Genomic DNA, 26,667 nt, shown 5'->3' on the forward strand with positions numbered 1-26,667 from the left:
TCACGGCCGGTTGCCGATGCCGGTGCGCACCTCCTGGATGCGGGTCGGGGCGTTGTCGGGGGTCAGCGGCGGCGTCGCCATGCCCGCGCCGGCGCGCAGGCCGGCGAGGAACTCGCCGATCGCTTCCAGGCCGTCGTGGCGCGGGGTCCAGCCGAGCTCGTCGCGGGCGCGGGTGGTGTCCATGATCGGCAGCCGCAGGACGGTGTCCAGCAGGCCCGGTGAGGCCGGCAACAGGTGGGCGTACCAGCCGGCGGCGACCACGCCGCGGATCGCCCACGTGGGCACCGGGACGGTGCGGGCGCCGAGCAGGCGGGCCAGCGCCTTGGCGTCGACGACCGGGTCGGCGGCGATGTTGAACGCCCCGCGCACGTCCTTCATCGCTGCCAGGCGGAACGCCTCGCCGATGTCGGCGGAGTGCACCGCCTGCACGCGCAGACCCGGGATGTCCGGGACGACCGGGATCAGCGACGGCCGGGCGAGGCTGCCGGGGAGGAACGGGCCCGCGAACAACCGCCGCTGGGCGGAGGCGGCTTCCCATTTGAAGATGAACGCCGGGCGCAGCCGCACCACCCGCACGCCGGGGTTGGCCTTCTCGAACCCGTCGAGGTAGCGCTCCAGGTAGGCCTTCTCCCGCGGGTAGGCGGCCGCGGGCCAGCCGTGGGTGGGCCAGCTCTCGGTGACCGGGCTGTCCTTCGGGCCCGGCGAGTAGGCCCCCACCGACGAGGAGTACACCACGGCGGGCACGTTCTCCCTGGCCACGGCCTCGAACACGCGGATCGCGCCGAGCACGTTGGACCGCCAGGTCAGCGCCGGGTCGTGGGTGGGCTGGAACAGCCACGACAGGTGGATCACCACGTCGGCGCCGCGCACCAGGTGGGCGATCTGGTCCTCGGCCAGGTCGGCGGTGCGCCACTCCAGCTTCGGCACGCGCCACTCCGGTTCGCGGCGGACCACGCCGAGGATCGAGGCCACGGCGGGGTCGCGGCTGAGCGCCTCGACGGTGCTGGTGCCCACGTTGCCGCTGGCGCCGGTGACGACGACGCGCAGGCCCTTGCTCGCTGGCGAGTTCATGCGGACGCGGATACCCGGCGCGCGTGGGCGCGAACCGTCGCGTTTGGTGCCGCCGGGAGCGGGGACACCTCGGGGCAGGTGAGGAAGGAGTGTGCGCATGGGACAGCCACGTCAGCAACAGGAACCGCCCGGCGTGACGGACGAGATGGAGCCGCGGCCGCGGGACCGGATGGCGGACTACACCGGGCGCGGGTTGCTGCGGGACAAGCGGGCGCTGGTGACCGGTGGTGACTCCGGCATCGGGCGCGCGGTCGCGATCGCGTTCGCCAAGGAGGGCGCCGACGTGGCGATCGCCTACCTGGACGAGCACGACGACGCGGAGGAGACCGCGGAACTGGTGCGCAAGGAGGGCCGCCGCTGCCTGCTGCTGCCCGGCGACCTCGGCTCGCGCGAGCAGTGCCGCAAGGTCGTGGACGAGACGGTGCGGGAGTTCGGCGGGCTGGAGGTCCTGGTCAACAACGTGGCCACGCAGCAGGAGCTGGACTCCCCCGAGGACCTGACCGACGAGCAGTGGACCCGCACGTTCGACGTGAACATCCACAGCTACTTCCGGGTGACGCACGCGGCGCTGCCGCACCTGGGCGAGGGCTCGTCGATCGTGAACACCGCGTCGGTGAACGGGTTGCGCGGCAACAAGTCCTTGATCGACTACTCGGCCACCAAGGGCGCGGTGATCGCGTGGACCTACGCGATGGCGCAGGCGCTGGCCGACCGGGGCGTGCGGATCAACGCGGTCGCGCCGGGTCCGGTGTGGACACCGCTGATCCCGGCGACGATGTCGCCGGAGCACGTGGAGAAGTTCGGGCAGCAGGTGCCGATGGGGCGGGCGGCGCAGCCGGACGAGCTGGCGCCGTCGTTCGTGTTCTTCGCGTCGAACCAGTTGTCGTCGTACTACACCGGTGAGGTGCTCGCCGCGCTCGGCGGCGAGACGATGCCGGGCTGAGGAGGGAACATGCCGCAGGAGCCAGCGTCGGAGCAGCAGGAGAACCTGGAGCTGGACGCCGAGCCGAAGCCGCTGGAGGACCCGGTGAGCTGGCGGGTGCGCGACCCGGACCGGGCGGTCGAGCCGGACTCCGAGGCCGCGGCCGGGCAGGTGTCGGCGCCGGACCGGTCCAACGAGCTGGTCGACGCCGAGGGCACCGAGATCGGTGAGGACCGGGGCCGTCAGCGGCCCGCCGGGGGCGCCGAGCAGCAGGCGATGCGGGTGGAGGACGGCGAAGTTTGACGTACGGCCGTACCGGGAAGCCGTGGGGCAGGCACGAGAGGCGACAGGAGGTGCTCCGATGCCTGGACGTGAAGCCCTGCCCAGCACGCTGAAGCGGTCGTCGAAGAAGGCACAGGACACGTGGGTGAAGACCCACGACTCGGCGGTGGAGACCTACGGCGAGGGGCGGCGCGCGCACCAGACGGCGTACGCGTCGCTGAAGCACTCGTTCGAGAAGGTCGGCGACCACTGGGAGGAGAAGGGCCGCAAGGGCCCGTCGGACAAGCAGGCCGCCCGGGGCGCGGGGCGCAAGGCGACGAAGACCGCCGGTGGTGTGGACGCCTCGGCCAGCAAGCAGCACCTGTACGACGTGGCCAAGAAGCTGGACATCAAGGGCCGCTCGTCGATGAACAAGAACGAGCTGGTCAAGGCGATCGAGAAGGCCAACAACAGGGAGACCGCGAAGGCTCGCCGGTAGCAGGTACTGGTTGGTGGAGGGCCCGGCGCGCGCCGGGCCCTTCGTCATGTCCGGGGTGGTGGGCCGGCGGCCGCCTGCAGCGGCGGCTAGCCCTCCGTGGAGCGGCGCGTGGCGGGCCGAGCTCGGCGAGATGCCGCCGGGTGGTGCCCGCTGAACGGCATTCGGCGCGCCGCGCCCCTCTCACGCCGGGGTCGTGGATCTGCAGCCGCCGGGGGACAGCGGGACTTGCCCTCCTTCACGCCGGGGGCCTGCCGAGCGGACCTCGCTGGGCGCGCCTCGCGCCGTGACCTTCCGTCATCCGACCCTGCTGGACCGGAAGCCCCACCGACCGGCCGGGGGTGCTTCGCGGGCGGAGCCGGGCGTGGCCCTCAGCGAGGGCGGCAGCCTCGTGCGAGGCCGGGGATCTCTTCGGACCGGGCCACATTCATGCCGGGGGCAGGGGCGGCCTGCCGAGCCGGTCGATGGTCTGGCGCGCGGGGCGTGGCACGCGCCAGTCGAGGCGGGTGCCTGCGCTGCGTTCGAGCTTGGCGAGCACCTGCCGCGCGGCGGCGAAGGCGGCTTCCTGCTCCGCGGGGGTGGCCGCGCCCTCGGCGAGTTCGAGCAGTTTGATGCCCTGGTTGATCAGCGCCCGCTCGTCGGTGGTGAACCGGGATGCGCGCAGCTTGTCGGCCGCCTCGCAGGCCGCTGTCCAGGCCTTTTCGGCGGTTTCGGTGGCCTCCACGTACTTGCGGGCCAGGTCGGTGGGCGGGTAGGTCTCGGTGTGCAGGGCCATCGCCTCGTGGAAGGCGTCGATGAACCGGCTGGTCGAGGGCACCGCCGGGTCGGCCAGCGCGGGCCGGCGCAGCACCTGCTTGGGGTCGGACTCGTAGTCGCCGTACTCCCCCGCGATCCGGGCGTACCGCTCGCGCGCGGCGTCCCACAGCACGCGCAGCGACGCGGCCGCGTCGGGGGCGTCGATGGACCGTCCGGGTGGACGGGCGGGTGCGGGGTGGGCGCGGGTCTGCCAGCGGTGGTGCATCGCGGCGCGCGAGTAGGAGGCGGCCAGCACCCAGATCAGCACCATGATGGGCCAGATGAACGCTCCCAGGTCTTGGTAGGGCATCGGCAGCTCCCTCACCACGGCGGCGCCCCGGCGCGAGCGCCCTGACTCCATGATGCGCCTGGTTTCGTGAGCGGTCCGTGTAGTGCGGTGGAATGCGCCACATCCGCCGCGCGCCCGCGCCTGGCACAATCCGGGGCACTTGCACGACGACGAGTGGGGAGCAGTGCCGATGGGGCCGCTGGCGGGGATCAAGGTGCTGGAACTGGCGGGCATCGGCCCTGGACCGCACGCGGCGATGGTCCTCGCCGACCTGGGCGCGGACGTGGTGCGCGTCGAGCGGCCATCGGGTGGCCTGCAGGTGCTGCCGCCGGAGGCGCGGGACCACGTGCTGCGCGGCCGCCGCTCGATCGCCGCCGATCTGAAGACCCCCGAGGGCAAGCGGCTGGTGGAGCAGCTGGTCGAGAAGGCGGACGTGCTGCTGGAGGGTTTCCGGCCGGGCGTGGCCGAGCGGCTCGGTGTCGGCCCGGAGGACTGCTTCGCCCGCAACCCGCGCCTGGTCTACGGCCGGATGACCGGCTGGGGCCAGGACGGCCCGATGGCGAAGCGGGCCGGGCACGACATCAACTACATCTCCCTGACCGGCGCGCTGCACGCGGTCCGCGACACCGGCGGCAAGCCGATCCCGGCGCTGAACCTGGTCGGCGACTTCGGCGGCGGCTCGATGTTCCTGGTCACCGGGGTGCTGGCGGCCCTGGTGGAGCGCGCCAGTTCCGGTCGGGGCCAGGTGGTGGACGCGGCGATGGTCGACGGCGCGAGCGTGCTGCTGCAGATGGTGTGGGCGCTGCGGGCGCAGGGCGCGTGGGCCGACGAGCCGGGCACGAACCTGCTGGACACCGGCTGCCCGTTCTACGACACCTACCGGTGCGCCGACGGCGGGTACATCGCGGTGGGGGCGCTGGAGTCGCAGTTCTACGCCGAGCTGCTCAAGGGCCTCGGCCTGGACGGTGAGGACCTGCCCGCGCAGGGCGACCGCTCCGGGTGGCCGAAGCTGCGGGAGCGGTTCACCGAGGTCATCGCCTCCCGCACCCGCGACGAGTGGACGGCGGTGTTCGCCGGGACGGACGCGTGCGTGACGCCGGTGCTGTCCTTCGCCGAGGCGGCGGAGAACGAGCACCTGAGCGCGCGCGGCTCCGTGCGGGACATCAACGGCGCGACCCAGGCCGCGCCCGCACCGCGGTTCTCCCGGACGCCCAGCGGCGAGCCGTCGGCGCCGCCCACGCCGGGCGCGGACACCGAAGCCGTGATCCGCGACTGGGGCCTTCAGGCCTGAGCGGGCCGGGGCAGGCCGACCTGGTCCGGCACCACGCGGACCAGGTCGCGTAGCCAGGTCTCCACGTCGTCGGGCCACCACCGGCCCGACGGCAGCCGGGAGAGCGCTTCCCGCACCGCGGACGCCGTCGGCGCGGCCGGGACGACCCGGCTGGGCGCGGCCCCCGCGAGCACGCCCAGCCACCAGTGCTTCCCCGTGGGCGGCAGGGATTCCGGGTCGAGCACGACGTAGTAGTCAGGCAGCAGCGTGACGCCGCGGCGGAGGTCGGCGACCGCGCTTTCGATCGCGACCTCCAGTGCGCCGGCGGGAGCCTGCCGGTCGAAGAACCCGGCCCACGCCTGCGCGACCCCGGCGAGCGGGTCCCGGTCGTGCACCACGTACGCGGCGTGCGACACCAGGGCTCCCGCGTCCGCCGACGCCGCCACGTGCACGTTGGCCAGCCCGTCGAGCCCGGCCATGACCTTGTCCGCGCCGGCCCCGGCGAGCACGACGACGGTGCTGTTCGGCCTTGCCATGCAACCCAACCTACCGACGGAAGTCGTAGGCCGAACAGAGGTCTGGACCTGTCCCGGAAGTGTGGGCTAGGTTACAGCAGGGCCCTTAAGTTGCCCACGGCAACAAATCCGATGTGTCAAGGAGGACCACGGATGAGACCCCGATCTGTTCGCCGGAAAACCCTCTTCGCCGCGCTCGCCGCCACCGTCGCGCTCGTCTCCGGCGCGACCACGGTGTCGGCGGCGCCCGTCCAGCACCGCCCCGCCTACCTCGACGCGGGCAAACCGGTCCCGGTGCGGGTGGCCGACCTGCTGTCCCGCATGAGCCTGGACGACAAGCTCGGCCAGATGACCCAGGCCGAGCGCGGCGCCATCACCGACCCCGCCGACATCGCGACCCACCGGCTCGGGTCGCTGCTGTCCGGCGGCGGCTCGGTGCCCACGCCGAACACCGCCCAGTCCTGGGCCGACATGTACGACGGGTTCCAGCGCGCCGCGCTGACCTCTCCCCTGCGCATCCCGATCATCTACGGCGTGGACGCGGTGCACGGCCACAACAACGTCTACGGCGCGACGATCTTCCCGCACAACATCGGACTGGGCGCGACCCGCGACCCGAAGCTGGTGGGCCGCATCGGCGACGCCGTGGCCGAAGAGGTGTCGGGCACCGGCGTGGACTGGGACTTCGCGCCGTGCCTGTGCGTGGCCCGCAACGACCGCTGGGGCCGCACCTACGAGTCCTTCGGCGAGACCCCGGAACTGGCCTCGTCGATGACCACGATCATCGACGGCCTGCAGGGCAGGTCGTTGTCCGACAAGGGATCGGTCCTGGCCACGGCCAAGCACTACGTCGGCGACGGCGGCACGACCGGTGGTGTGGACCAGGGCGACACCGAGCTCACCGAGCAGCAGTTGCGGGCCATCCACCTGGCGCCGTTCCGCGCCGCGGTCCAGCGCGGGGTCGGGTCGGTGATGATCTCCTTCAGCAGCTGGAACGGCGTGAAGATGCACGCCAACCGCTACCTGATCACCGATGTGCTGAAGGGCGAGCTGGGCTTCTCCGGGTTCGTCGTGTCCGACTGGCAGGGCATCGACAAGATCGACGGCCAGGAGGGCTTCACCGCCGAGGAGGTCCGGGCCTCGATCAACGCGGGCGTGGACATGGTGATGGTGCCCTACGACTACGTGAAGTTCATCGACACGCTGCGGGCCGAGGTGCAGGCGGGCCGGGTGCCGATGAGCCGCATCGACGACGCCAACCGCCGCATCCTGACCAAGAAGTTCCAGCTCGGGCTGTTCGAGCGGCCCTTCACCGACCGGCGCTACACCCCCACCGTGGGCAGCGCCGAGCACCGGGCGCTGGCGCGACAGGCGGTGCGCGAGTCGCAGGTGCTGCTCAAGAACGACGGCGGCGTGCTGCCGCTCGGCAAGAACGGGCAGAAGATCTTCGTGGCGGGCAAGAACGCCGACGACATCGGCAACCAGAGCGGCGGCTGGACGATCACCTGGCAGGGCTCGAGCGGGCCGATCACGCCGGGAACCACGATCCTGCAAGGGATCCGCGACAAGGCGCGCTCCAGCGCGGTCACCTACAACCGGGACGGCGTCGGCATCGACGACAGCTACGACGTCGCGGTCGCGGTGGTCGGCGAGACGCCGTACGCGGAGTTCATGGGCGACCGGCCGGCGGGCATGGGGCTGGACGCCGAGGACCTGGCGACCCTGCAGCGACTCAAGGATTCCGGGGTGCCGGTGGTGGTCGTGCTGGTGTCCGGCCGTCCGCTGGACATCGCCGCCGAACTGCCCGGCTGGGGCGCGCTGCTGGCGTCGTGGCTGCCGGGCACCGAAGGCGGCGGCGTCGCCGACGTGCTGTTCGGCGACTACAACCCGACCGGGAAGCTGCCGGTGACGTGGATGCGCAGCGCCGCGCAGCAGCCGATCAACGTCGGCGACGGGCAGGACCCGCTGTTCCCCTACGGGTACGGGCTGCGCTACCGCCGGGGCTGACCGGTTCCGCCACGATTCCTGAAACCTATTTTCCACTGCTGGAAACCCTTCCCTTGGCGAATGGCCGGTCCTAGGCTCCTGCCATTCGTCAAGGGAAGGACCAGCGCGAAATGGCCTGCACCGACCGGCGCCGCCCGGTCATCGCCGGAGAGGCGCGCTAACCGCCGTGGACATCCCCCGGCTACGGGCGAGCTGGACCACCGTCGCCGAGCGCGGTGACGAGGTCCCGCTCCGGTTCTACGCCACGCTGTTCCTGCTCCGCCCGTCACTGCGGGACCTGTTCCCGGTGTCGCTCGCGCCGCAGCGAAAGCGCTTCGTCTTCGGGCTCGGGCAGATCGTCACCCACGTGGACGACCTTGACGCCGCGGTCCCCTACCTGCGCGGGCTGGGCCGGGCGCACCGCGAGGCCGGGGTGCGCCCGGAGCACTACCCGCTGGTCGGGCAGGCGCTGCTGGCCACGCTCGAGCACTTCCTCGGCGAGCGGTGGACGCCGGAGCTGGCCGCGGACTGGACCAGCGCCTACGCGGTCGTCGCCGAGGTGATGACCAACGCCGAGGTGCGCGGCCGCGGACGGCAGAGCGTGCTGCTCCCGCCGCCGGACACCGGAACCGGTCCGCAGCACGGGCTGACCGCGGACCGCGTGCGGGCCCGCCCGTTCCGGCGCGCGCCCTGGCACCGGCGGGGTTTCGACCGCGGCGAGGTGCACGACTTCCAGCGGCGGCTGGCCGACGAGCTGGCCACCCGCGACCGCGAGGCGACGCGCCTGCGCGCGGAGGTCGCGCGGCTGCGGGCCCGCGACGCGTCCGACGGCGTGCCGACGGTGGACGAGCAGGCGGTCGCGTTGCTGACGCGGGCGCAGCTGCTGGCCGAGGAGATCCTGACGAGCGCCGAGACCCGGCGACGGCGGCTGGCCGCGCAGGCGCACCGCCAGGCCGAAGCCGCCGCGCACGCCGCCGGCGAGGCGTACCGGGCGGCGATGGGCTCGCGGTGCACGGTGCAGGGCGAGGAGATGGAGCGTCGCCTGGCGTGGACGCGCACCTACAGCCACGCGCTCGGCATGCCGCTGCGGGTCGCCGAAGCCGCGTTCCGCATGCGGGAAACCGGCTGATCCTGGACAGGAGACAGCGCCGGAACGCCAAGGCACGACGCCCGACGCGACGCGAGTGCGGCCAGGCCGGGGTCCGTTGAGTGGCAGAGCGCCCAGCGAAGAACCGCCTGGCGGTGGCCGTGCGCTCAGGATGCCGCTGCGGGCCGCGAAGCCGCCTTCCGCGTGCGGAAACCCGGCTGATCCTCGCGCGCCGCAACATCGGGCGCACTGCCCGGCGCAACGCGGTCGCAGCGCCACAGCGGAGTCCGTTGAGCGGCGTGCGGAGCACCGCCTAGCGGTGGCCACTCGCTCGGCATGCCGCTGCGGGTTGCCGAGGCCGCGTTCCGCATGCGGGAAACCGGCTGATCCCGGGAAGAGCACGCGGGATCCGGTTGATCCTGGCGCGCCGGAACCATGGGCGCGGCGCGGTCGCGGCACCTGGGCAGGGCTGGCCGGGTCGGGTGGCGAAGCGTTCTGCGGAGCAAGGATCAGCGGCGGCCGGCGCGGCTGCCCTGGTAGGCGGGCTCCCGCAGGCGGGACAGCCACTCCGGGTAGAGCCGCGCGCCGGGTGGGCTGTGCAGCATTGGGTCGAAGCTGGGGCGCTCGCCGTCGCCGAGGGGGGTGTCCAGTGCGATCCGCGCGACCGGGGTGGCCGGGCCGGTGAGCTTCGCCGCCGAGCAGGTGACCGTCACCGCGTCCACGTTGTCGAGCGCGGCGCCGTCCGGGCCGTCCACCTCGGCGAGGATCCACCGCAGCCCGGCGGCTACCCGGTAGGGCACGAGGCTGCTGAACACCGTCCGCCGCCACCCCGTCGCCGGCCTCAGCAGCACCCGCGCGCTCGCGCTGGCCAGGGTCAGGTCCCACGGCCCGTCGTCGGTCGGGATGCGCAGCGCCAGCCCGAGGATGTCGGGCATCCCGCCGGGCAGACCGGCCCCTTTGGACAGTCGCGCCACCACCGGCCCGCAGGGCGGCAGCGGCAGCTCACCGGGGGTCAGGGTCTCCAGCGTGCCGCGCAGCAGGACACCGCGCGGGTGGAACACGCGCGCGTGCCGCAGCCGGGCCAGCGCGCCGAACACGGGTCGCACGACGGGAGGTGCCATACCGGGCGGCTACCCAGCCGCGCGCGAATCATCCGCCCCGTGGTGGGTAGCCGTACCGGACACCGACCGGAAGGGCCGTTGATGTTCCCCGCCGACTCGCTCACCTTCATCGGCACCGCCACCACCCTGGTCCGGCTGGGGCCGTTCACGGTGCTGACCGACCCGAACTTCCTGCACCGCGGCCAGTGGTCCCACTTCGGGCAGGGCCTGGTGTCCCGGCGCCGCACCGAACCGGCCGCGCAGGTCGCCGACCTGCCCCCGCTGGACGGGGTCGTGCTGTCCCACCTGCACGGCGACCACTTCGACCGGGTCGCCCGCCGGGACCTGCCCGCCGACGTGCCGATCCTGACCACCGAGCACGCCGCCCGCAGGCTGGCCAAACGCGGCTTCCAGGCCACCGTCGCCCTACCCACCTGGGGCGGCGACACCTTCCGCGACGGCGACGCCCAGCTCACCGTCACCGCCGTCCCCGCACGCCACTCGCGCGGCCCGCTGAACCGGATCCTGCCGCCGGTCATGGGCAGCATCTGGGAGTACACCCCGCACCCCGGCGCGGCCACGCTGCGGATCTACGTCAGCGGCGACACGATCATCCACGACGAGCTGACCGGGATCCGCCGCCGCTACCCCGAAATCGACCTGGCCGTGCTGCACCTGGGCGGCACCCGCGTCCTCGGCGTGCTGGTCACCATGGACGACCGGCAGGGCGGCCGGATGCTGGAGCTGATGAACCCCACCCACGTGGTGCCGGTGCACTTCGACGACTACGGCAAGTTCACCTCGCCGGTGTCGAACTTCCTCGCCGAGGCCGCACGCCGCCACCCGGCCACCGACGTGCGGCTGCTCGCCCGCGGCGAGTCCTTCTCGCTGGCGAACCTGCTCAGCGCCCGCTCACCCGGTTGATCGCGTCCCGCTGCGGCTCCACCACGTACCGCGGGTCCTTCGTGGACTCCACACCGGCCTCGAACACCCCGAACCGCTGCAACGCGCTGCCGGCCAGCAGCGCCAGCCCGGACACCACCTGCACGGCCCGGCTGCGCCGCCCGGCCAGTGCACCGGCCGCGCCGCCCAGCGTCAGGTACTCCGACCACTTCCGCAGCCGGTGCGCCTTGCCGGTGGTGTAGGCCTGCGAAACCAGCCCGAGGCGCTGGTCGACCACCTTCGACGCCACCAGCTCCGCCGCCGCGCCGAGCACCGCCAGCCGTCGCGCCGGCCCCGCCTCGGCGACCGGCGCCCACACCATGCCCCACCCGGCGCCGCTGGCCGCGGCCGACCCGGTGAACACGAACGGCAGCTGGCGGTGCGCCGAGTGCCAGGCGGGCACCGCGGTCTGCGACAACAGCACCGCCGTGTACGAGGCCACCCCGGGCGCGATCGCCGCCGCCGACAACCCCGCAGGCCGCGCCAGCCGGCCCAGCAGACGGCCGGGCCATGTGCCCCGCCACCGCCGCGGCACCAGCTCCGCCGCCCCGGCCACCCCCGCCCCCGGCCCGTAGGCGACCAGGATCCAGGTGCCCACGCTCATCGGCGAACTGGGCTTGGCCACCCGCAGCATGTGCAGGAACCGCTCCGGCCGCCCCAGATCAGCCACCAGCAGGTACATGCTCGCCACCAGCGCGCCCAGCGCCCCGGCGCGGCTCGCCCGCCGCAGCACCGGGCGGCCGGTCAGGTCCGCCCCCGCGCCGAGCATCGCCGACCCGGCCGACAACCCGCCGGTGAACAGGTAGGCCGGGATCTTCCACTCCCACACCGGCGGCTTGAGCACCGGCCGCCCGTAGTAGGACCGGAACTCGGCCTTGGGCACCGCGACCTGCTCCTTCATCCCCTGCCCCGTCCGAAGAACACCGACACCGCGGCGGCCGCCAGCGCCGAGGCGGCCATGCCGGCGAACTTCCACATCGACCCCGCATCCCGCGTCGGCACCACCGGATCCGGCGGCAGACCGTACACCTCGGGCTCGTCCAGCAACAGGAAGAACGCGCCGTCGCCGCCCACACCGTCGTCCGGGCTCTCCCCGTACAGCCGCGCCTCGGTCACCCCGGCCTCGTGCAGCGCGTCCACCCGCCGCGCCGCCCGCTCCCGCAGCTCGTCCAGCTGCCCGAACTGGATCGAATCGGTCGGGCACGCCTTCGCGCACGCCGGCTCCAGCCCGTCCCGCAACCGGTCGTAGCACAGCGTGCACTTCCACGCCCTGCCGTCGTCCTCACGCCGGTCGATCACCCCGTACGGGCAACCGGACACGCAGTAGCCGCACCCGTTGCAGATGTCCGGCTGCACCACCACCGAACCGAACTCGGTGCGGAACAACGCCCCGGTGGGGCACACGTCCAGGCACCCGGCGTGCGTGCAGTGCTTGCACACGTCCGAGCTCATCAGCCACCGGAAATCCGTCCGGGCCTCCGCGCCGCTGCCCGCCCCGGGCAGGTCGAACGAGGGCAACCCCAGGTCCACCGGCTCCGGCGACACCGCCCCCGGCCGCTCCTGCTCCACGAACGCCACGTGCCGCCACGAGTTCGCGCCCAGCATCCCGGTGTTGTCGAACGACATGCCCAGCAGGTCGAACCCGTCGTCGGGCACCCCGTTCCACTCCTTGCACGCCACCTCGCACGCCTTGCAGCCGATGCACACCGAGGTGTCGGTGAAGAACCCCATCCGCGGCGGGTGCCCGGAGTACCCGGCATCGCCCGCCACGTCCTCCAGCGGGCCGTAGAAGCTGTTGCTCATGACCGCTCCTCCGTGTGCGCGCTGTCCGGACGCGCCGTGGCGATCCGCGTCCCGGTCTCCACCGTGATCCCCGCCCGCCTGCGGTACTCCTCCACGTAGGCCAGCAGCGCCGGGCCGCGCGGACGCCGCCCCGGCCGGATGTCGCAGGTGGCCACCTTGCTCTCCTGGATGAACACGTTCGGATCCAGCACCACGCCCAGCAGGTCGTTGACCACGTCGCCGTCCACCAGCCCGGTGTGCCCCCAGTGGTAGGGCATCCAGATCTGGTGCACCACCCGGTCCTCGATCCGCAGCGGCCGCATCCGCTCGGTCACGAACACCCGCGCTTCCACCGCCGCCCGGCTCGTCACCACGTGCGCCCAGTCCAGGTGCGCCAGCCCGCGCTCGGCCGCCAGCTCCGGCGAAACCTCCACGAACAACGCCGGCTGCAACTCCGCCAGGTACGGCAGCTGACGGCTCATCCCGCCCGCGGTGTGGTGCTCGGTCAGCCGCGCCGCGGTGAACACGAACGGGAACACCTCACCGTGCGCCTCCGGCGGCGACGGGTTCGACGGGTTGTCCACCCGCCCGTACACCTTGCGCGCCGGGTTGCCCTGCTGCCCGTACAGCGGGTTGCGCACCGGCGACTCGTGCGGCTCGTAGTGCGTGGGCAGCGGCCCGTCCAGCACCCCGTTCGGCGCGAACAGCCACGCCTTGCCGTCGGCCTGCATGATGAACGGGTCGTCCCCGTGCAACGCGTCCGGACCCGACGCGCCCGGCTCCGGCCGGAAGTCCGGCGGCTTCGTCTTCTCGAAGTCCGGCACGTCGTGCCCGGTCCACTCGCCCTTGTCCGCGTCCCACCACACCAGCTTCTTGCGCTCGCTCCACGGCCGGCCCTGCGGGTCCGCCGAGGCCCGGTTGTAGAGCACCCGCCGGTTCAGCGGCCACGTCCAGCCCCACTCCGACTCATACGGGCCCTGCTCGTCGTGCGGCTTGCGGCGCGCCGCCTGGTTCACCTCATCGGCGTACACGCCGCTGTAGATCCAGCACCCGCACGCCGTGCTGCCGTCGGCCTTGAGCTCCAGGTAGCCGTTCAGCGCGCGATCAGTGGTCAGGTCGACGCCGTTGATCCGCCGCAGCACGTCCTCGCCGGAGGGCTCGTCGCCGTGCTCCATCCGGTAGTCCCACCACAGCTCCCGCAGCGGCCGGTCCCGCTCGTCGGCCGAGGTCGCCAGCTTCTCCTTCAGGATCCGGCCGAGGTGGTAGAAGAACCACAGCTCGCTGCGCTGGTCGCCCCTCGGCTCGACCGCCTTGTCCCGCCACTGCAGCATCCGCTGCGTCTGGGTGAACGTGCCGGACTTCTCCACGTGCGAGGCCGCCGGGAAGAAGAACACCTCGGTGCGGCACTGCTCCGGCACGATCTCCCCGGTCTCCACCTCCGGCGAGTCCTTCCAGAACGTGGCGCTCTCGATCATCGCCAGGTCCCGCACCACCAGCCAGTCCAGGTTCGCCATGCCCAGCCGCTGCAACCGCCCGTGCGCCGACCCCACCGCCGGGTTCTGCCCCAGCAGGAAGTACCCGAACACCTTCCCGTCGATCATGTCCATGACCGTGCGGTAGGTGCCGTGGTCGCCGTTGATCCGCGGCAGGTAGTCGAAGCACCAGTCGTTGTCCGCCGTGGCGTGGTCGCCCCAGTACTCCTTCAGCAGCGACACCAGGTAGGCGTCGGCATTGCGCCAGAACCCCTTCTGCCGGTCACCCCGCACCAGGTGCAGGTAGTCGTCGATGCTCTCGTGCGAGGTGTCCGGCATCGGCAGGTAGCCGGGCAGCAGGTTGAACAACGTCGGGATGTCCGTCGACCCCTGGATCGAGGCGTGCCCGCGCAACGCGAACACCCCGCCACCCGGACGGCCGATATTGCCCAGCAGCAACTGGATGATCGACCCCGCCCGGATGTACTGCGCGCCCATCGAATGCTGCGTCCAGCCCACGCTGTACACCAGCGCCGCGGTCCGCTCCCGCCCCGAGTTCTCCGTCCAGGCCCGGCACACCTCTTCGAACACCTCGGCAGGGACGCCGCAGGTCCGCTCCACCATCTCCGGCGTGTACCGCGCGAAGTGCCGCTTGAGCACCTGGAACACGCACCGCGGGTGCTCCAGCGTCGGATCCGCCGCGATGTCGTCCGCCCCGCCCTCCAGCGGCGGCCCGCCCGAACCGTGCTGGTACGGCGAGGACTGCTCCTTCGACCGGCTGCCCCGGCCCTCGCGCGGCCGTGCGCTCTCGTAGTGCCAGCTCGCCGGATCGTAGGACCCCGTCTCCGGGTCGTACCCGCTGAACAACCCGTCCAGGTCCTCGGTGTCCCGGAAGTCCTCCCGCACCAGGAACGACGCGTTCGTGTACGCCCGCACGTACTCCCGGAACTCCAGCCCGTTGGACAGGATGTGGTTGATCACCCCGCCCAGGAACGCGATGTCCGAGCCCGCCCGCAACGGCACGTGCCGGTCGGCCAGCGCGCTCGTCCGCGTGAACCGCGGGTCGATGTGGAACACCTTCGCGCCACGCGCCTTGGCCTCCACCACCCACTGGAACCCGACCGGATGGGCCTCGGCCATGTTCGAGCCCATGATGATCACGCAGTCGGAGTTGACGAGGTCCTGCTGGTAGTCCGTCGCGCCACCGCGACCGAAGGAGGCTCCCAGACCGGGAACCGTGGCGGAGTGTCAAATACGGGCCTGGTTCTCGATCTGGATCGCACCCAGCGCCGTGAACAACTTCTTGATCAGGAAGTTCTCTTCGTTGTCCAGCGTCGCGCCGCCCAGGCTCGCCAGCCCCATCGTCCGCCGCAACGGGTTGCCGTGCTCGTCGGTGTCCTGCCAGCCCCGCCGCCGCGCGTCCAAAACCCGCTCGGCCACCATCTCCATCGCCGACGGCAGGTCCAGCTCCTGCCACTCCGTCGCGTACGGCGCGCGGTAGAGCACCTTCTCCTGCCGCTGCGGGCCGGTCACCAGCTGCTTGCTCGCCGACCCCTTCGGGCACAACCGGCCCCGCGAGATCGGCGAATCCGGGTTGCCCTCGATCTGCACGACGCGCTCGTCCGAGACGTACACCTTCTGCGCGCACCCCACCGCGCAGTACGGGCACACCGAGTGCACCACCCGGTCCGCGGACGCGGTGCGCGGCATCAGGGAGTGCGACCGGGCGGACTGCGCCGCGCTGCCCCGGCCCAGCCGGTCGGCGCCGGTCAGCTGCCGGTAGACCGGCCACGACCGCAACCAGTCACCCACGCCCATCGCTCACCTCCCGGCACGTCCCGCTTTCCCGCCCGCCGGGCGGGACAAACCCACGCGATCAATCTTCGTGCGTCGCGCGCCCCGCGTCCAGCCGGGAGTGGTACCGCTCGTGCGCCTCGCGCACCAGGTCCTCGGAGATCCACGCGATCGGCTCCACGTCCACCAGCAGCGGCTCGTTGTCCGGCCCGAAGTCGACCTCCTTGCCGGTCAGCACCCACGGCCGCGCCCCCTCCGCCTGCTGGTGCGCGTACTGCACGATCCGCCGCGCCAGCCAGTCCTCCACCGGCAACGACCACCAGCCCGGCGCGTTCAACGGGTTCACCGACACCCCGGGCATCTCCAGCCCGCTCTCGTGATCGGTGCTCGGGTGCTCCGCGTCGGCCTCCGGACCGGGCGAGTACCGCACGTAGACGACCGCACCGGGGATCAGCAGCTCCGCCAGATCCGCCAGCCGGCGCAGGGTGGGCAACGAGTCTTCGACCGCCATGCCGCACACATGCCCCGCCACGGCCCCGCTTAACCGTGCACCGTGTACCGCGTCACCGCCTCGGCCGGGCGGCGCCGCGTCGCCGGCGCCGCGAACCCGTACCCGAACCGCAGCACCACCTGCGGATTCCCGGGCGCCGACACCAGCCGCGCCACCGCCGCCCGCAACGCCGGGATCTCCACCGGCTGCGACAGGAACGACACGCTCACCCCCGCCGTCGTCGCCCGCAGCAGCACCCGCTGCAACGCCTGCCCCGCCCGCAACTGGGCCAGCCGCGTGTCGGTGTACGACGACAACACCGCCACCATCGGCTTGCGGTCGAACGGCCACTCCGGACCCGCCCCGGCCGCCGACGCCGGCACACCGTCGTCCCGCGCCCCGTCCGACGCCGTCCACTGCCGCAGCTCGTCCTGGAACGCCAGGTCCTCCCGCTGCAGCCGCTCGGCCTCCCGCAGCAGCACCCCCAGCTCGTCCAGCTGCCCGGCCCGCCCCACGACCGCCAGGTGCGCGCCCTCCTCGGTCGCCGCCCGCACCAACGCCTGCCGCACCCACACCGGCACCTCCCGCGCCGTGAACGCCCGCCGGTTGCTCCGCCGGTAGGCGATCGCCCGCGCCAGCGCCACGTCGTCGGGCGTCGGGGTCACCCGCCCCCGCGCCCACACCGTCGCCAGGTGCTCCGGCACGTCCCGCCGCGGCAGCAGGTGCACCACCGGGGTCCGGCCCGCGGCGCGCAAGGCCAGCCGCACGTTCAGCACCGCCGCGCCGCACGCCAGCCGCGCCTCCCGGCCATCCGGGTCGGCTACCTTCAGAATCCGGTCCGGGTCGAGGAACACCCCGATCCGGTCACCGTCCACCTCGAACCGCCACGGCTGGCTGTTGTGCGGCGACGGCGCGCGGACCGCCGCGTCGAGTGCGACCCGCACCGGGTCCTGGGCGAACGACATCTGGGCTCCCTGCCGCGAAGGGTCCAGGATCGCTCCACTCTTCACCGCCGCGCGGCTCCTCCACGAGGGCACGGTGTCCTCACCGATGAGGCCTTTGTGCCCTATCGGCGGTGAAACTCGCCCCGCGCCACCTCGCCTTTTGACTGGTGTTCTCCCAGGTGACATGCGAGTCTGGCTGCTATGCCCGGGACCGACGACTCCGACGAGGCCCCACCCTTGTCCGGGTTACGGGAAACGTTGTCCCAGTTGCGATTGCGGGAACTGCTCCGGGAAGTGCAGGACCGCATCGAGCAGCTGGTGCAGTCGCGCGACCAGATGGACGGCCTGCTCGAGGCGATGCTCGCCGTCGCGGGCGGTCTCGAACTCGACGCCACCCTGCGCCGCATCGTGCACGCCGCCATCAACCTCGTCGACTGCCGCTACGGCGCCCTCGGCGTGCTCAACCAGGACCGCGAAGGCCTCGCCGAATTCGTCTACGAGGGCATCGACGAAGCCACCCGCCGCGAGATCGGCGACCTGCCCACCGGCCACGGCCTGCTCGGACTGCTGATCCAGCAACCGAAACCGATCCGGCTGGACGATCTTTCCCAGCACGTCGCGTCCTCCGGGTTCCCCGCGCACCACCCGCCGATGAAGACCTTCCTCGGCGTCCCGGTGCGCGTGCGCAACGAGGTGTTCGGCAACCTCTACCTCACCGAAAAGAGCAACGGCCAGCCGTTCACCGAAGACGACGAAGTCGTCGTGCAGGCGCTGGCCGCCGCGGCCGGCATCGCCGTGGAGAACGCCCGCCTCTACGAAGAAGCCCAGCTGCGGCAACGCTGGCAGGAAGCCACCAGCGAGATCCGCGCCGAACTGCTCGCCGCCGCCGACCCCACCGACGTCCTCTACCTGATCGCCAACCGCGCCCTCGCCCTCGCCGGCGCCGACTACGCCTTCATCGCCCAGCCCGACGACCCCGACCTCCCGCCCGCCGACGTCACCCACCTGACGGTCACCGTCTCAGCGGGCCTGGACTCCGACCCGCTCATCGGCCGCGAGATTCCGATCGAGGGCTCCAGCTGCGGCGCCGCCTACACCGACGCCCAGCCGCGCCGCGTGGAGAACCTCGCCTACGACCTCACCCACGAGTTCGGCCCCGCGCTGGTCCTGCCGCTGCGCGCGTCCCGCGACTACGTCTCCGGCGTGCTGGTCACCCTGCGCAAGGCGGGCCAGGACCCGTTCGACGGCACCCAGCTCCCGCTCGCCGCCGCGTTCGCCGACCAGGCCGCGCTCGCCCTGCAACTGGCCGAGGACCAGCGCTCCATCAACGAGCTCAAGGTGGTCTCCGACCGCGACCGCATCGCCCGCGACCTGCACGATCACGTGATCCAGCGCCTGTTCGCGCACGGGCTGGCGTTGCAGAGCACGCACATGCGCTCCCGCAACCCGGAGATCCAGCGGCGGCTGGCGGACATGATCGACGACGTGCAGAGCATCGTCGCCGAGATCCGCACGGCGATCTTCGATCTGCACGGCGGCCTGCAGGGCACCACCCAGCTGCGCAAGCGGCTCAACGAGATCATCGCCGAGGTCACCGGCGACACCGGCCTGCGCACCACGGTGCGGATGTCCGGCCCGATCGGCGTCGTCGGCAGCGACCTGGCCGAACACGCCGAGGCGGTGCTCCGGGAGGCGTTGTCCAACGCGGTCCGCCACGCCCGCGCGACCACCCTGACGATCACCGTCTCCGTCGACGACGACCTCGTCATCGACGTCGTCGACAACGGCACCGGCATCCCCGGCAAGGTCGCCCGCAGCGGCCTGCACAACCTCGCCGAACGCGCCACCCAGGCCGGCGGCACGTGCTCGGTGACCGCGCTGGACGGCGGCGGCACCCGGCTGACCTGGTCCGCGCCGGTGACTTAACCGGCGAAGTAGTGGCCCTCCTCGAGATCCGCCATGAGGGCAGGGTGCACCGGCTCCCAGCCGAGCAGGCGGCGGGTGTCCACGTTGGACAACGGGTTGTCGATGCTCATCAGCGGCGCGAAAGGCCCGAAGCGATCAGCGCCCTGCTCGGCCGGGACGCTGCGCACCGGGACCCCCAGGTGGCGGCCGATCACCTCGGCGATGTCCCGCACCCGCACGCCCTCCTCCGCAGCTGCGATCAGCTGCGCTCCCGCGGGCGCCTGCTCCACCGCCAGCCGGTAGAGGCGGGCCAGGTCCAGCGTGTGCACCGCGGGCCAGCGGTTCGCGCCGTCGCCCAGGTAACACGAGACACCGCTCGCCCGCGCGAACTTGATCAGCGCCGGCACGAAGCCGCTGCGGTCCCGCGTGCTGTGCACCACCTGTGGCACCGCCACGAGCACAGCGCGGACCCCCTGCCCGGCCAGCCCGGCGATCAGCCGCCCGGTCGCGAGCCGCGGGTTCGCCGCGAGAACCTCGTCCGCCACGGCCGGCATCCCGATCCCGACGAGGGCCTTGCCCGTGCCCGCCAGCGCCTCGCCGAACGCCCGCGCCGCGGCCAGGTCGGCCGCCGCCGCCGCGGACCAGTCCCCGGCCAGCGCCGCGGCGTTGTCGAAGGCCAGGTGGACGACCGCGTCCGCGCCGGCCGCGGCCGCACGCAGCCCGTCGGTGTCCGCCAGATCGCCCAAGCGCACCTGGGCGCCCAGCGCCTTCACCGCGGCTGCCGAGGACTCCGAACGGGCCAGGCCCATGACCTCGTGCCCGGCCTGGAGCAGTTCGGTGACGACCGCGGAACCGATGTGACCGCCGGCACCCGTGACGAAAACCCGCATGTGGAGCCTCCCGCTGAAAGTGATGTGACTGAGTACCGTCACTGTAGCGGAAGTGACGGTACTCAGTCACATCACCTAGGCTGTGCACATGGGCCGCTGGGAACCGAACGCGCGCATGCGCCTGGTGCGCGCCGCCATCGACCTGTTCGCCGAGCAGGGCTACGACAAGACCACCGTGGCGCAGATCGCCGAACGCGCCGGCCTCACCAAGACCACGTTCTTCCGCCACTTCCCCGACAAGCGCGAAGTGCTCTTCGCCGGACAAGAAGTGCACGCCCGGCTCCTCGCCGACGGCATCGCCGGCGCACCCGCCGGCGCCACCCCGCTGCAAGCCGTCGCCGCCGCCCTCGACGCCGTCACCGCCACCTTCGTGCCGGAACAACGCGAGTTCGGCCCCCGCCTGCACGACGTCATCGCCGCCCACAAGGAACTGCGCGAACGCGAGGTCTTCAAACGCGCCGGTCTCGGCGCGGCGATGACGGAAGCCCTCACCGCGCGCGGCGTGCCGGACCCCGCCGCGAGCCTCGCCGCCGACCTCGGCGTCCGCGCCTTCACCCGCGCGTTCGAGCGGTGGATCGAACCCGCCAACGACCAGCCGTTCCCCGAGCTCGCCCGACAGGCCCTCGACGAACTCCGCACCGCGGCCGCGACCCTCGCCTGAACCCGCGCCCACGGGCGTGCCGGGGTCCTTCGGCCCTTACCGGCCGCCCCTGGCTCGGCGAGGCTGGGATCATGCACGCCTGGCGAGTGTTCCGGCCCGGGCCTCCGGGCACCCGCAAGTTCGAACTCCGCAACGAACCGGTGCCCGACGTCGGTGACCGCGAACTGCTGCTGCGCGTGCTCGCGTGCGGGGTGTGCCGCACCGATCTGCACGTCGTCGAGGGGGACCTGCCGGTGCACCGCACCGGGGTGGTGCCCGGGCACGAGGTCGTCGGCGAGGTCGCGGCCCTCGGCCCGCACGTCACCGGCTTCGCGGTCGGCGACCGGGTGGGCGCGGCCTGGCTGCGCGGCACCTGCGGGGAATGCGCTTACTGCCGCCGCGGCACGGAGAACCTCTGCCCGCGCTCCCGCTACACCGGCTGGGACGCCGACGGCGGCTACGCCCGCTTCACCACCGTCCCCGCCGCCTACGCCCACCGGCTCCCCGGCGGCTACTCGGTCACCGAGCTCGCCCCGCTGCTGTGCGCCGGCATCATCGGCTACCGCGCGCTGCGCCGGGCCGACCTGCCCCACCACGGGCGCCTCGGCGTCTACGGCTTCGGGGCCAGCGCTCACCTGGCGGCCCAGGTCGCCCTCGCCGAGGGCGCCACCGTGCACGTCCTGACCCGCAGCGCCCAGGCTCGGCAACTGGCCCTCGACCTGGGCGCGGCCTCCGCAGGCGACGCCGCCGACCCGCCGCCGGAACCGCTCGACGCGGCGATCCTGTTCGCCCCGGCCGGCGAACTCGTCCCGCCCGCGCTGGCGGCGCTGGACCGCGGCGGCACCCTCGCGATCGCCGGGATCCACCTGACCGACGTCCCGTCCCTGAACTACCAGCACCACCTGTTCCAGGAACGCACCCTGCGCAGCGTCACCGCCAACACCCGCCGCGACGCGCGGGAGTTCCTGGACTTCGCCGGCGAGCACCACCTGCGGATCGTCACCACCGCCTACAGCCTCGACCAGGCCGACCAGGCGCTCGCCGACCTGGCGGCCGACCGGGTCACCGGCGCGGCGGTGCTGGTCCCTTGACGTCCGTCAGGTGACCTTGGTCCCCTGGGATCGGGGACGTAAGCCGTGTCGCGACGGACCGGGCTTCCGTAGCCTGGGAGGGTTCCGTGTGGCGAAGGGATGGCGGAATGATCAAGGTCTTCCTCGTCGACGACCACGAGGTCGTGCGCCGCGGTGTCGCCGACCTGCTCGAGGCGGATCCGGCTTTGACAGTGGTCGGCGAAGCGTCCACTGCCGCGCAGGCGCTGTCCCGGATTCTGGCGCTGCGGCCGGACGTGGCGGTGCTGGACGTCCGCCTGCCCGACGGCAACGGCATCGAGCTGTGCCGCGAGCTGCGTTCCCGGCTGCCCGAGCTGAACGTGCTGATCCTGACCTCCTACACCGACGAGGAGGCGATGCTCAACGCGATCCTGGCCGGTGCCGGCGGGTACGTCATCAAGGACATCCAGGGGCTGCAGCTCATTTCGGCGGTGCGCGACGTCGGCAGTGGACGATCGCTGCTGGACACCCGCGCGGCCGCGACCCTGATGGCGAAGCTGCGCGCGGACGCCGTCGAGACCGGCCCGCTCGCCGCGCTGAGCGACCGCGAGCGGACGCTGCTCGGCCTCATCGGCGAAGGCCTGACCAACCGCCAGATCGCCGAGCGGATGTTCCTCGCGGAGAAGACCGTGAAGAACTACGTCTCCCGCCTGCTGACCAAGCTGGGGCTGGAACGGCGGACCCAGGCCGCCGTCCTTGCGACGAAGCTGCGGGAGGGCAGGCGGGTGACGGGTGAAGAATGAACTCGCGAAAAAGCCGCGCCGTATAGGGCGTTATACACCTTTGTGCTGTTCCCGGCGCTCCCGCTCCTCGCGCTCCCGGTAGGCCTCCTCGGCGAAGTACCGCCGCATCGCCGACTCCGCCATCTCCTCCGTCGTGTGCCGGCCCCTCCGGGACGCCGCGGTCACCCGCGCCTCCCGCGCCGCCTTCCGGCTCTCCAGGTCGTTCATCGTCCACTCCTTCCCTGGCCGAGCGTCTCCCATTCGCGCGCCCACGCCGCCGCGCGGACCCGGTCGAGCGCGAGGTGCACCGCCAGCACGACGAGCGTGAGCACCAGCACCACGCCGAGCCACCCGAGCAGGCCGACGCTGAGCGCGATGGTCAGCGCGTTGAACGCCGACAGCGGCGGCGGCACCGGCTCCCCCGCCCCGTCGACCCAGATCGGCAGCCGCGCGCCCTGGTCCGTGCCCGCCGGGACGCTGACCGGGCCGCTGCGCTCGGTCCCGTCCGGCAGCCGCCACAGCGCGGGCACCTCCGCCACTTGCACCGCGGGTCCGCCTGCCACGAAGGACCCGGCGTCGGCCAGCACCACGGCCGTCACCTGGGTCCGGTCGGCCTGCTGCGCCCGGGCCAGCTCGGCGTGGCGGACGTACACCTCCGACACGAGGACCCCCGCCACCGGCACGGCGACCACCGCCAGCAGGATCGCCGTCACCAGCAGGCGCGCCTCCCAGCGGTCCCACGGGCGCACCAGCGGACCGCCCGGGTGGATCAGGCGCCAGAACCGGGCGGGCCACGACTCGGGTGCGGGCGTCACCGGCCTGCCCCCGCCCGCACCGCCCCGGTTCCGCCGCACATGTCCCGAGTCCTTCCACCACCCGGCTCAAGCGTGACGTCCGCGCGGCCGGAGGTGAAGGGCCGTTGGTCCCTTGGACGCGGAACCGGCGGCGCGCGGGCAGACTGGGGTGGATGCGCGACACCGGCACCGCTCCCCCGCTGACCCGCCGCACGGCCGTCCTCGGCGCCGTCGCGGTGCTGGCCGCGGCCACGACACTGGCCAACCGCGTGCTGCCCGGCTGGGCCTACCCCCTGTGCGGGGCGGTGACCGCGGGTGTCCTCATCGGACTCGCGTGCCTGTCCGGCCGCGGGTTCGCCGAGCTCGGCCTGTCCCGGCGGCACTGGCGCCGCTCGGCGGCCACCGGGGGCGTCGCGTGCCTGGTCGTCGCGGCCGGCTTCGGCGTCGCCCTCGCCGTGCCGGCGCTGCGGCCGCTGTTCCAGGACGGCCGCGTCGGGCAGCACCCGCCCGCCGAGCTGGTGTGGCTCGCGCTGGTGCGGATCCCGCTCGGCACCGTGCTCGTGGAAGAGGTCGCCTTCCGCGGCGTGCTGCCCGCCTTGCTGGGCGGCGGCGAACGCTGGCGGTGGCGGCCCGTACTCGGCGCGTCCGCGTTGTTCGGGCTGTGGCACCTGCTGCCGTCGCTGGCGTTGCGCCGCAACGCGGGCGTCGACGCGGCCGTCGGCGCCCTGCCCCTGCCGGTCCTGTCGGCGCTGGCGATGCTCGGCGCCGCGATAGCCGGTGTCGCGCTCTGCGCGCTCCGCTACGCCGGGCGCGGGGTGCTGGCCCCCGCGCTGGTGCACCTGGCGCTCAACTCGGGCGGGCTCGTGCTCGCGTGGTTCGCAGGCCGCGCCGGTTAGGGACTTCCGGCCCTTGGGCGGCGACCACGACGACGAGGACAGTGGGGCCAGTCGAACTAGGAGCGTTCATGCGGCACCCCGGCCAGTGGAAGATGGACATCGGACTGGACGAGATCGGGGGTGTGACGCGCGCGGAAGTCCGGCTCGGCGGCACCGACGGCACCCGGTTCACCGGCATCGGCCTCGTCGAGAACGGCCCGCGCGGGCTGCACCTGCCCGGCATCGCGGCGGAGCTGGCCCTCGCGCGGGCCCTGAGCGACCTCACCGAGGAGCTGCTCGAGGCGGTCGCCTCCGACATCGACACGCAGTTCACCTTCCCCGGGCCGCGCGTCAACTAGCGCTGTCGAGGACGACGGCAGGCGGGGCTGCCCGCGGCGCCACGCAAGCCACTTCCGAAACACGCTTTAGCCCGGAACGTTGGCCTCCAGCTCGTCGAGCCAGGCCCGCGCGCTGGCGTCGCTCGGGGCGCGCCAGTCGCCGCGCGGGGAGAGCGAACCGCCGGAGCCGACCTTCGGCGCGTTGGGCATCGCGGAGCGCTTGAACTGGCTGGTCTGGATGAACCGCCACAGGAACTCGCGCAGCCACTTCTTGATCGTCGGCAGGTCGTAGCTGTTGCGCTCGGACTCCGGCACCAGGTCCGGCCACCGCCCGGCGTTGACATCGCCCCACGCGTGCTGCGCCAGGTAGGCGATGCGGCTGGGCCGGTAGCCGAACCGCAGCAGGTAGTACAGGTGGAAGTCCTGCAGCTCGTACGGCCCGACCTTCGCCTCGGAACTCTGCGACGGCCCCGAGTCCGGCCCCTCCCCGGGCACCAGCTCCGGCGAGATCTCGGTGGCCAGGATCGACCGCAGCACCTCGTCGGCGCCCTCGCCCAGCTGCTCGGTCGCCACCTCCCACGCGATCAGGTACCGGATCAGCGTCTTGGGCACCGAGGCGTTCACGTTGTAGTGCGACATCTGGTCGCCCACCCCGTAGGTCGCCCACCCCAGCGCCTGCTCGCTCAGGTCGCCGGTGCCGACCACGAGCGCGCCGTGGTGGTTGGCCAGCCGGAACAGGTGCGAGGTCCGCTCCCCCGCCTGCACGTTCTCGAACGTCACGTCGTACACCGGCGAGCCGTCCGCGGCCGGGTGTCCCAGGTCGGCCAGCATCTGCCGCGCCGAGGGCCGGATGTCGATTTCGTGCGCGGACGTGCCGAGCGCCTTCATCAGCTTGTGCGCGTTGGTCAGCGTGTGGTTCGTGGTGGCGAACCCGGGCATCGTGTAGGCCAGCACGTTCTCCCGCGGCAGCCCGAGCTTGTCCATGCTCTGCGCGGCGATGATCAGCGCCTGCGTCGAGTCGAGCCCGCCGGACACGCCGATCACGACCTTCTCGATCCCGGTCGCCGCGAGCCGCTGCGTCAGGCCCTGCACCTGGATGTGGTGCACCTCGCGGCAGCGCTCGTTGCGGTCGGCGGTGTTCGCCGGGACGTACGGGAACCGCTGGATCTCCCGGCGCAGCCGCACCGGCCCCGGCGGCAGCTCCAGCTCGAAGTCCACGCGGCGGAAGGACTTGAGCCGCTCCCGGTGGTCGTGCGCGTTGTCGTTGAAGCTGGTCATCCGCAGCCGGTCGGCGGCCAGCCGCTCCAGGTCGACGTCGGCGGTCACCAGCTGGTTCGACTCGAACCGCTCGCCCTCGGCCAGCAGCGACCCGTTCTCCGCGATCACCGCCTGCCCGTCCCACGCCAGGTCCGTCGTGGACTCCCCCGGCCCGGCCGCCGAGTACAGGTACGCGGCGATGTAGCGGGCCGAGTGGTTGGTGCACAGGTTGCGCCGGTAGCCGGCCTTGCCGATGACGATGTTGCTGGCCGAGAGGTTCAGCAGCACCGTGGCGCCGGCCATCGCGCCGAACCCGCTCGGCGTCACCGGCACCCAGCCGTCCTCGCAGATCTCGACGTGGAACACCAGGCCCGGCACGTTCGGCGCGGCGAACAGCAGGTCACTGCCGAACGGCGCGTCCTGGCCCGCCACCAGCACCCGCTCGGACACCGCGTCCCTGGCCGCCACGAACTGGCGCTTCTCGTAGAACTCGCGGTAGCCCGGCAGGTAGCTCTTGGGCACCACGCCCAGGACCTGGCCGCGGTGCACCACGATGCCGCAGTTGAACAGCCGCCCCTCGAACCGCTGCGGCGCGCCGATCGCGAACACCCCCGGCAGGTCCGCCGACTCCTGCACGAACCGCGCCACGGCGTCGTCCACCGCGGCCTGCAGCGCGTTCTGGTGGAACAGGTCGTCGGCGGTGTAGGAGGAGAAGCCCAGCTCGGGGAACACCGTGATCGCGACCCCGTCCGCGGCCGCGCGGCGGGCCAGCGCCAGCGTGGCGTCGCAGTTGAACTCCGGATCCGCGACCCGGAGCTCCGGGACCGCGGAGGCCACCCGCACGAACCCGTGCCGGTAGAGCGAGGTGAAGTCGTGGGCCTGCGCTGATGTCACACTGTCCCCGTTTCCGCGTGCGTGCCG

The 26,667-nt window shown here is 72.8% G+C and carries 26 protein-coding genes; 13 read left to right on the plus strand and 13 right to left on the minus strand.

Annotation, left to right across the window (positions count from 1 at the left end):
* A complete protein-coding gene (locus AMY39116_RS0312380) occupies nt 1–1,071 on the minus strand; it encodes an NAD-dependent epimerase/dehydratase family protein (RefSeq protein ID WP_020417975.1) in 1,071 nt (356 codons plus the stop codon).
* A 97-nt stretch (nt 1,072–1,168) separates the two neighbouring features.
* Between AMY39116_RS0312380 and AMY39116_RS0312385 the strand changes: the two genes are divergently transcribed.
* From AMY39116_RS0312385 to AMY39116_RS0312395, 3 genes are read left to right on the plus strand one after another with little or no spacing between them, the layout of a single operon-like run.
* Nucleotides 1,169–2,014: an SDR family oxidoreductase gene (locus AMY39116_RS0312385; RefSeq protein WP_027935854.1), complete on the plus strand. Its 846-nt coding sequence runs from the start codon at nt 1,169–1,171 to the stop codon at nt 2,012–2,014.
* A gap of 9 nt (nt 2,015–2,023) precedes the next feature.
* Nucleotides 2,024–2,296 (plus strand): hypothetical protein, encoded by a 273-nt coding sequence (locus AMY39116_RS0312390; RefSeq protein WP_020417977.1) that lies wholly within the window; start codon nt 2,024–2,026, stop codon nt 2,294–2,296.
* 58 nt (nt 2,297–2,354) lie between these two features.
* Nucleotides 2,355–2,753, plus strand: a complete 399-nt coding sequence (locus AMY39116_RS0312395) for a ChaB family protein (protein WP_020417978.1) — start codon at nt 2,355–2,357, stop codon at nt 2,751–2,753.
* Nucleotides 2,754–3,177: 424 nt separating this feature from the next.
* On the opposite strand, the gene AMY39116_RS0312400 is transcribed toward AMY39116_RS0312395, so the two are convergent.
* Nucleotides 3,178–3,855: a hypothetical protein gene (locus AMY39116_RS0312400; protein ID WP_157358525.1), complete on the minus strand. Its 678-nt coding sequence runs from the start codon at nt 3,853–3,855 to the stop codon at nt 3,178–3,180.
* Nucleotides 3,856–4,024: 169 nt separating this feature from the next.
* Between AMY39116_RS0312400 and AMY39116_RS0312405 the strand changes: the two genes are divergently transcribed.
* Nucleotides 4,025–5,125 (plus strand): CaiB/BaiF CoA-transferase family protein, encoded by a 1,101-nt coding sequence (locus AMY39116_RS0312405; protein ID WP_020417979.1) that lies wholly within the window; start codon nt 4,025–4,027, stop codon nt 5,123–5,125.
* Here AMY39116_RS0312405 and AMY39116_RS0312410 read toward each other — a convergent pair.
* Nucleotides 5,116–5,640, minus strand: coding sequence for a hypothetical protein (locus AMY39116_RS0312410; protein ID WP_020417980.1), 525 nt, complete (start codon nt 5,638–5,640; stop codon nt 5,116–5,118). The two genes, AMY39116_RS0312405 and AMY39116_RS0312410, sit on opposite strands and share 10 nt — an antisense overlap.
* Nucleotides 5,641–5,772: 132 nt before the next feature.
* Between AMY39116_RS0312410 and AMY39116_RS0312415 the strand changes: the two genes are divergently transcribed.
* Entirely contained in the window at nt 5,773–7,626 is a 1,854-nt protein-coding gene (locus AMY39116_RS0312415; RefSeq protein WP_020417981.1) for a glycoside hydrolase family 3 protein, read from the plus strand.
* Nucleotides 7,627–7,792: 166 nt separating this feature from the next.
* Nucleotides 7,793–8,734, plus strand: coding sequence for a globin domain-containing protein (locus AMY39116_RS47110; protein ID WP_027935857.1), 942 nt, complete (start codon nt 7,793–7,795; stop codon nt 8,732–8,734).
* A 467-nt stretch (nt 8,735–9,201) separates the two neighbouring features.
* On the opposite strand, the gene AMY39116_RS0312425 is transcribed toward AMY39116_RS47110, so the two are convergent.
* Nucleotides 9,202–9,813, minus strand: a complete 612-nt coding sequence (locus tag AMY39116_RS0312425) for a hypothetical protein (RefSeq protein ID WP_020417982.1) — start codon at nt 9,811–9,813, stop codon at nt 9,202–9,204.
* An 81-nt stretch (nt 9,814–9,894) separates the two neighbouring features.
* Here AMY39116_RS0312425 and AMY39116_RS0312430 point away from each other — a divergent pair, with 81 nt between their 5' ends.
* Nucleotides 9,895–10,716 (plus strand): MBL fold metallo-hydrolase, encoded by an 822-nt coding sequence (locus AMY39116_RS0312430; RefSeq protein ID WP_020417983.1) that lies wholly within the window; start codon nt 9,895–9,897, stop codon nt 10,714–10,716.
* On the opposite strand, the gene nrfD is transcribed toward AMY39116_RS0312430, so the two are convergent.
* The 5 genes from nrfD to AMY39116_RS0312460 are packed head-to-tail and all read right to left on the minus strand — an operon-like array spanning nt 10,694 to nt 17,237.
* Nucleotides 10,694–11,635: an NrfD/PsrC family molybdoenzyme membrane anchor subunit gene (gene nrfD / locus AMY39116_RS0312435; protein ID WP_020417984.1), complete on the minus strand. Its 942-nt coding sequence runs from the start codon at nt 11,633–11,635 to the stop codon at nt 10,694–10,696. The genes AMY39116_RS0312430 and nrfD overlap by 23 nt on opposite strands.
* Nucleotides 11,632–12,537, minus strand: coding sequence for a 4Fe-4S dicluster domain-containing protein (locus tag AMY39116_RS0312440; protein WP_020417985.1), 906 nt, complete (start codon nt 12,535–12,537; stop codon nt 11,632–11,634). The genes nrfD and AMY39116_RS0312440 overlap by 4 nt, the downstream gene beginning before the upstream one ends.
* Nucleotides 12,534–15,806: a formate dehydrogenase gene (fdh, locus tag AMY39116_RS0312445; protein ID WP_157358526.1), complete on the minus strand. Its 3,273-nt coding sequence runs from the start codon at nt 15,804–15,806 to the stop codon at nt 12,534–12,536. The genes AMY39116_RS0312440 and fdh overlap by 4 nt, the downstream gene beginning before the upstream one ends.
* A gap of 58 nt (nt 15,807–15,864) precedes the next feature.
* Nucleotides 15,865–16,293: a DUF6098 family protein gene (locus tag AMY39116_RS0312455; RefSeq protein WP_020417988.1), complete on the minus strand. Its 429-nt coding sequence runs from the start codon at nt 16,291–16,293 to the stop codon at nt 15,865–15,867.
* 29 nt (nt 16,294–16,322) lie between these two features.
* Entirely contained in the window at nt 16,323–17,237 is a 915-nt protein-coding gene (locus AMY39116_RS0312460; protein WP_020417989.1) for a nitroreductase family protein, read from the minus strand.
* A gap of 180 nt (nt 17,238–17,417) precedes the next feature.
* On the opposite strand from AMY39116_RS0312460, the gene AMY39116_RS0312470 reads away from it, so the two are divergent.
* Complete coding sequence (locus AMY39116_RS0312470) at nt 17,418–19,142, plus strand: GAF domain-containing sensor histidine kinase (protein ID WP_193354349.1); 1,725 nt, start codon at nt 17,418–17,420, stop codon at nt 19,140–19,142.
* On the opposite strand, the gene AMY39116_RS0312475 is transcribed toward AMY39116_RS0312470, so the two are convergent.
* A complete protein-coding gene (locus tag AMY39116_RS0312475) occupies nt 19,139–20,011 on the minus strand; it encodes an NAD-dependent epimerase/dehydratase family protein (RefSeq protein ID WP_020417991.1) in 873 nt (290 codons plus the stop codon). The two genes, AMY39116_RS0312470 and AMY39116_RS0312475, sit on opposite strands and share 4 nt — an antisense overlap.
* An 88-nt stretch (nt 20,012–20,099) precedes the next feature.
* On the opposite strand from AMY39116_RS0312475, the gene AMY39116_RS0312480 reads away from it, so the two are divergent.
* The 3 genes from AMY39116_RS0312480 to AMY39116_RS0312490 all read left to right on the plus strand — a co-directional run bounded on the left by AMY39116_RS0312480 (nt 20,100) and on the right by AMY39116_RS0312490 (nt 22,503).
* Entirely contained in the window at nt 20,100–20,672 is a 573-nt protein-coding gene (locus tag AMY39116_RS0312480) for a TetR/AcrR family transcriptional regulator (protein WP_020417992.1), read from the plus strand.
* A 71-nt stretch (nt 20,673–20,743) separates the two neighbouring features.
* Nucleotides 20,744–21,742, plus strand: coding sequence for a zinc-binding alcohol dehydrogenase family protein (locus AMY39116_RS0312485; protein WP_027935860.1), 999 nt, complete (start codon nt 20,744–20,746; stop codon nt 21,740–21,742).
* A gap of 107 nt (nt 21,743–21,849) precedes the next feature.
* Nucleotides 21,850–22,503: a response regulator transcription factor gene (locus AMY39116_RS0312490; protein ID WP_020417994.1), complete on the plus strand. Its 654-nt coding sequence runs from the start codon at nt 21,850–21,852 to the stop codon at nt 22,501–22,503.
* A 30-nt stretch (nt 22,504–22,533) separates the two neighbouring features.
* Here the strand turns inward: AMY39116_RS0312490 and AMY39116_RS46805 are convergent, their stop codons facing one another.
* Together AMY39116_RS46805 and AMY39116_RS0312500 are read right to left on the minus strand one after the other, a co-directional pair.
* Complete coding sequence (locus AMY39116_RS46805) at nt 22,534–22,710, minus strand: hypothetical protein (protein WP_020417995.1); 177 nt, start codon at nt 22,708–22,710, stop codon at nt 22,534–22,536.
* Entirely contained in the window at nt 22,707–23,297 is a 591-nt protein-coding gene (locus AMY39116_RS0312500; RefSeq protein ID WP_020417996.1) for a hypothetical protein, read from the minus strand. The genes AMY39116_RS46805 and AMY39116_RS0312500 overlap by 4 nt, the downstream gene beginning before the upstream one ends.
* Before the next feature lie 152 nt (nt 23,298–23,449).
* Between AMY39116_RS0312500 and AMY39116_RS0312505 the strand changes: the two genes are divergently transcribed.
* Together AMY39116_RS0312505 and AMY39116_RS0312510 are read left to right on the plus strand one after the other, a co-directional pair.
* Nucleotides 23,450–24,172: a CPBP family intramembrane glutamic endopeptidase gene (locus AMY39116_RS0312505; RefSeq protein ID WP_020417997.1), complete on the plus strand. Its 723-nt coding sequence runs from the start codon at nt 23,450–23,452 to the stop codon at nt 24,170–24,172.
* A gap of 68 nt (nt 24,173–24,240) precedes the next feature.
* Complete coding sequence (locus tag AMY39116_RS0312510) at nt 24,241–24,510, plus strand: dsRBD fold-containing protein (protein WP_020417998.1); 270 nt, start codon at nt 24,241–24,243, stop codon at nt 24,508–24,510.
* Nucleotides 24,511–24,576: 66 nt separating this feature from the next.
* On the opposite strand, the gene AMY39116_RS0312515 is transcribed toward AMY39116_RS0312510, so the two are convergent.
* Complete coding sequence (locus AMY39116_RS0312515; RefSeq protein WP_020417999.1) at nt 24,577–26,640, minus strand: NAD(+) synthase; 2,064 nt, start codon at nt 26,638–26,640, stop codon at nt 24,577–24,579.
* Nucleotides 26,641–26,667: the final 27 nt, after the last annotated feature.

Origin of the sequence: Amycolatopsis sp. ATCC 39116, assembly GCF_000231075.2 — a bacterium.
GTDB lineage: Bacteria > Actinomycetota > Actinomycetes > Mycobacteriales > Pseudonocardiaceae > Amycolatopsis_E > Amycolatopsis_E tucumanensis.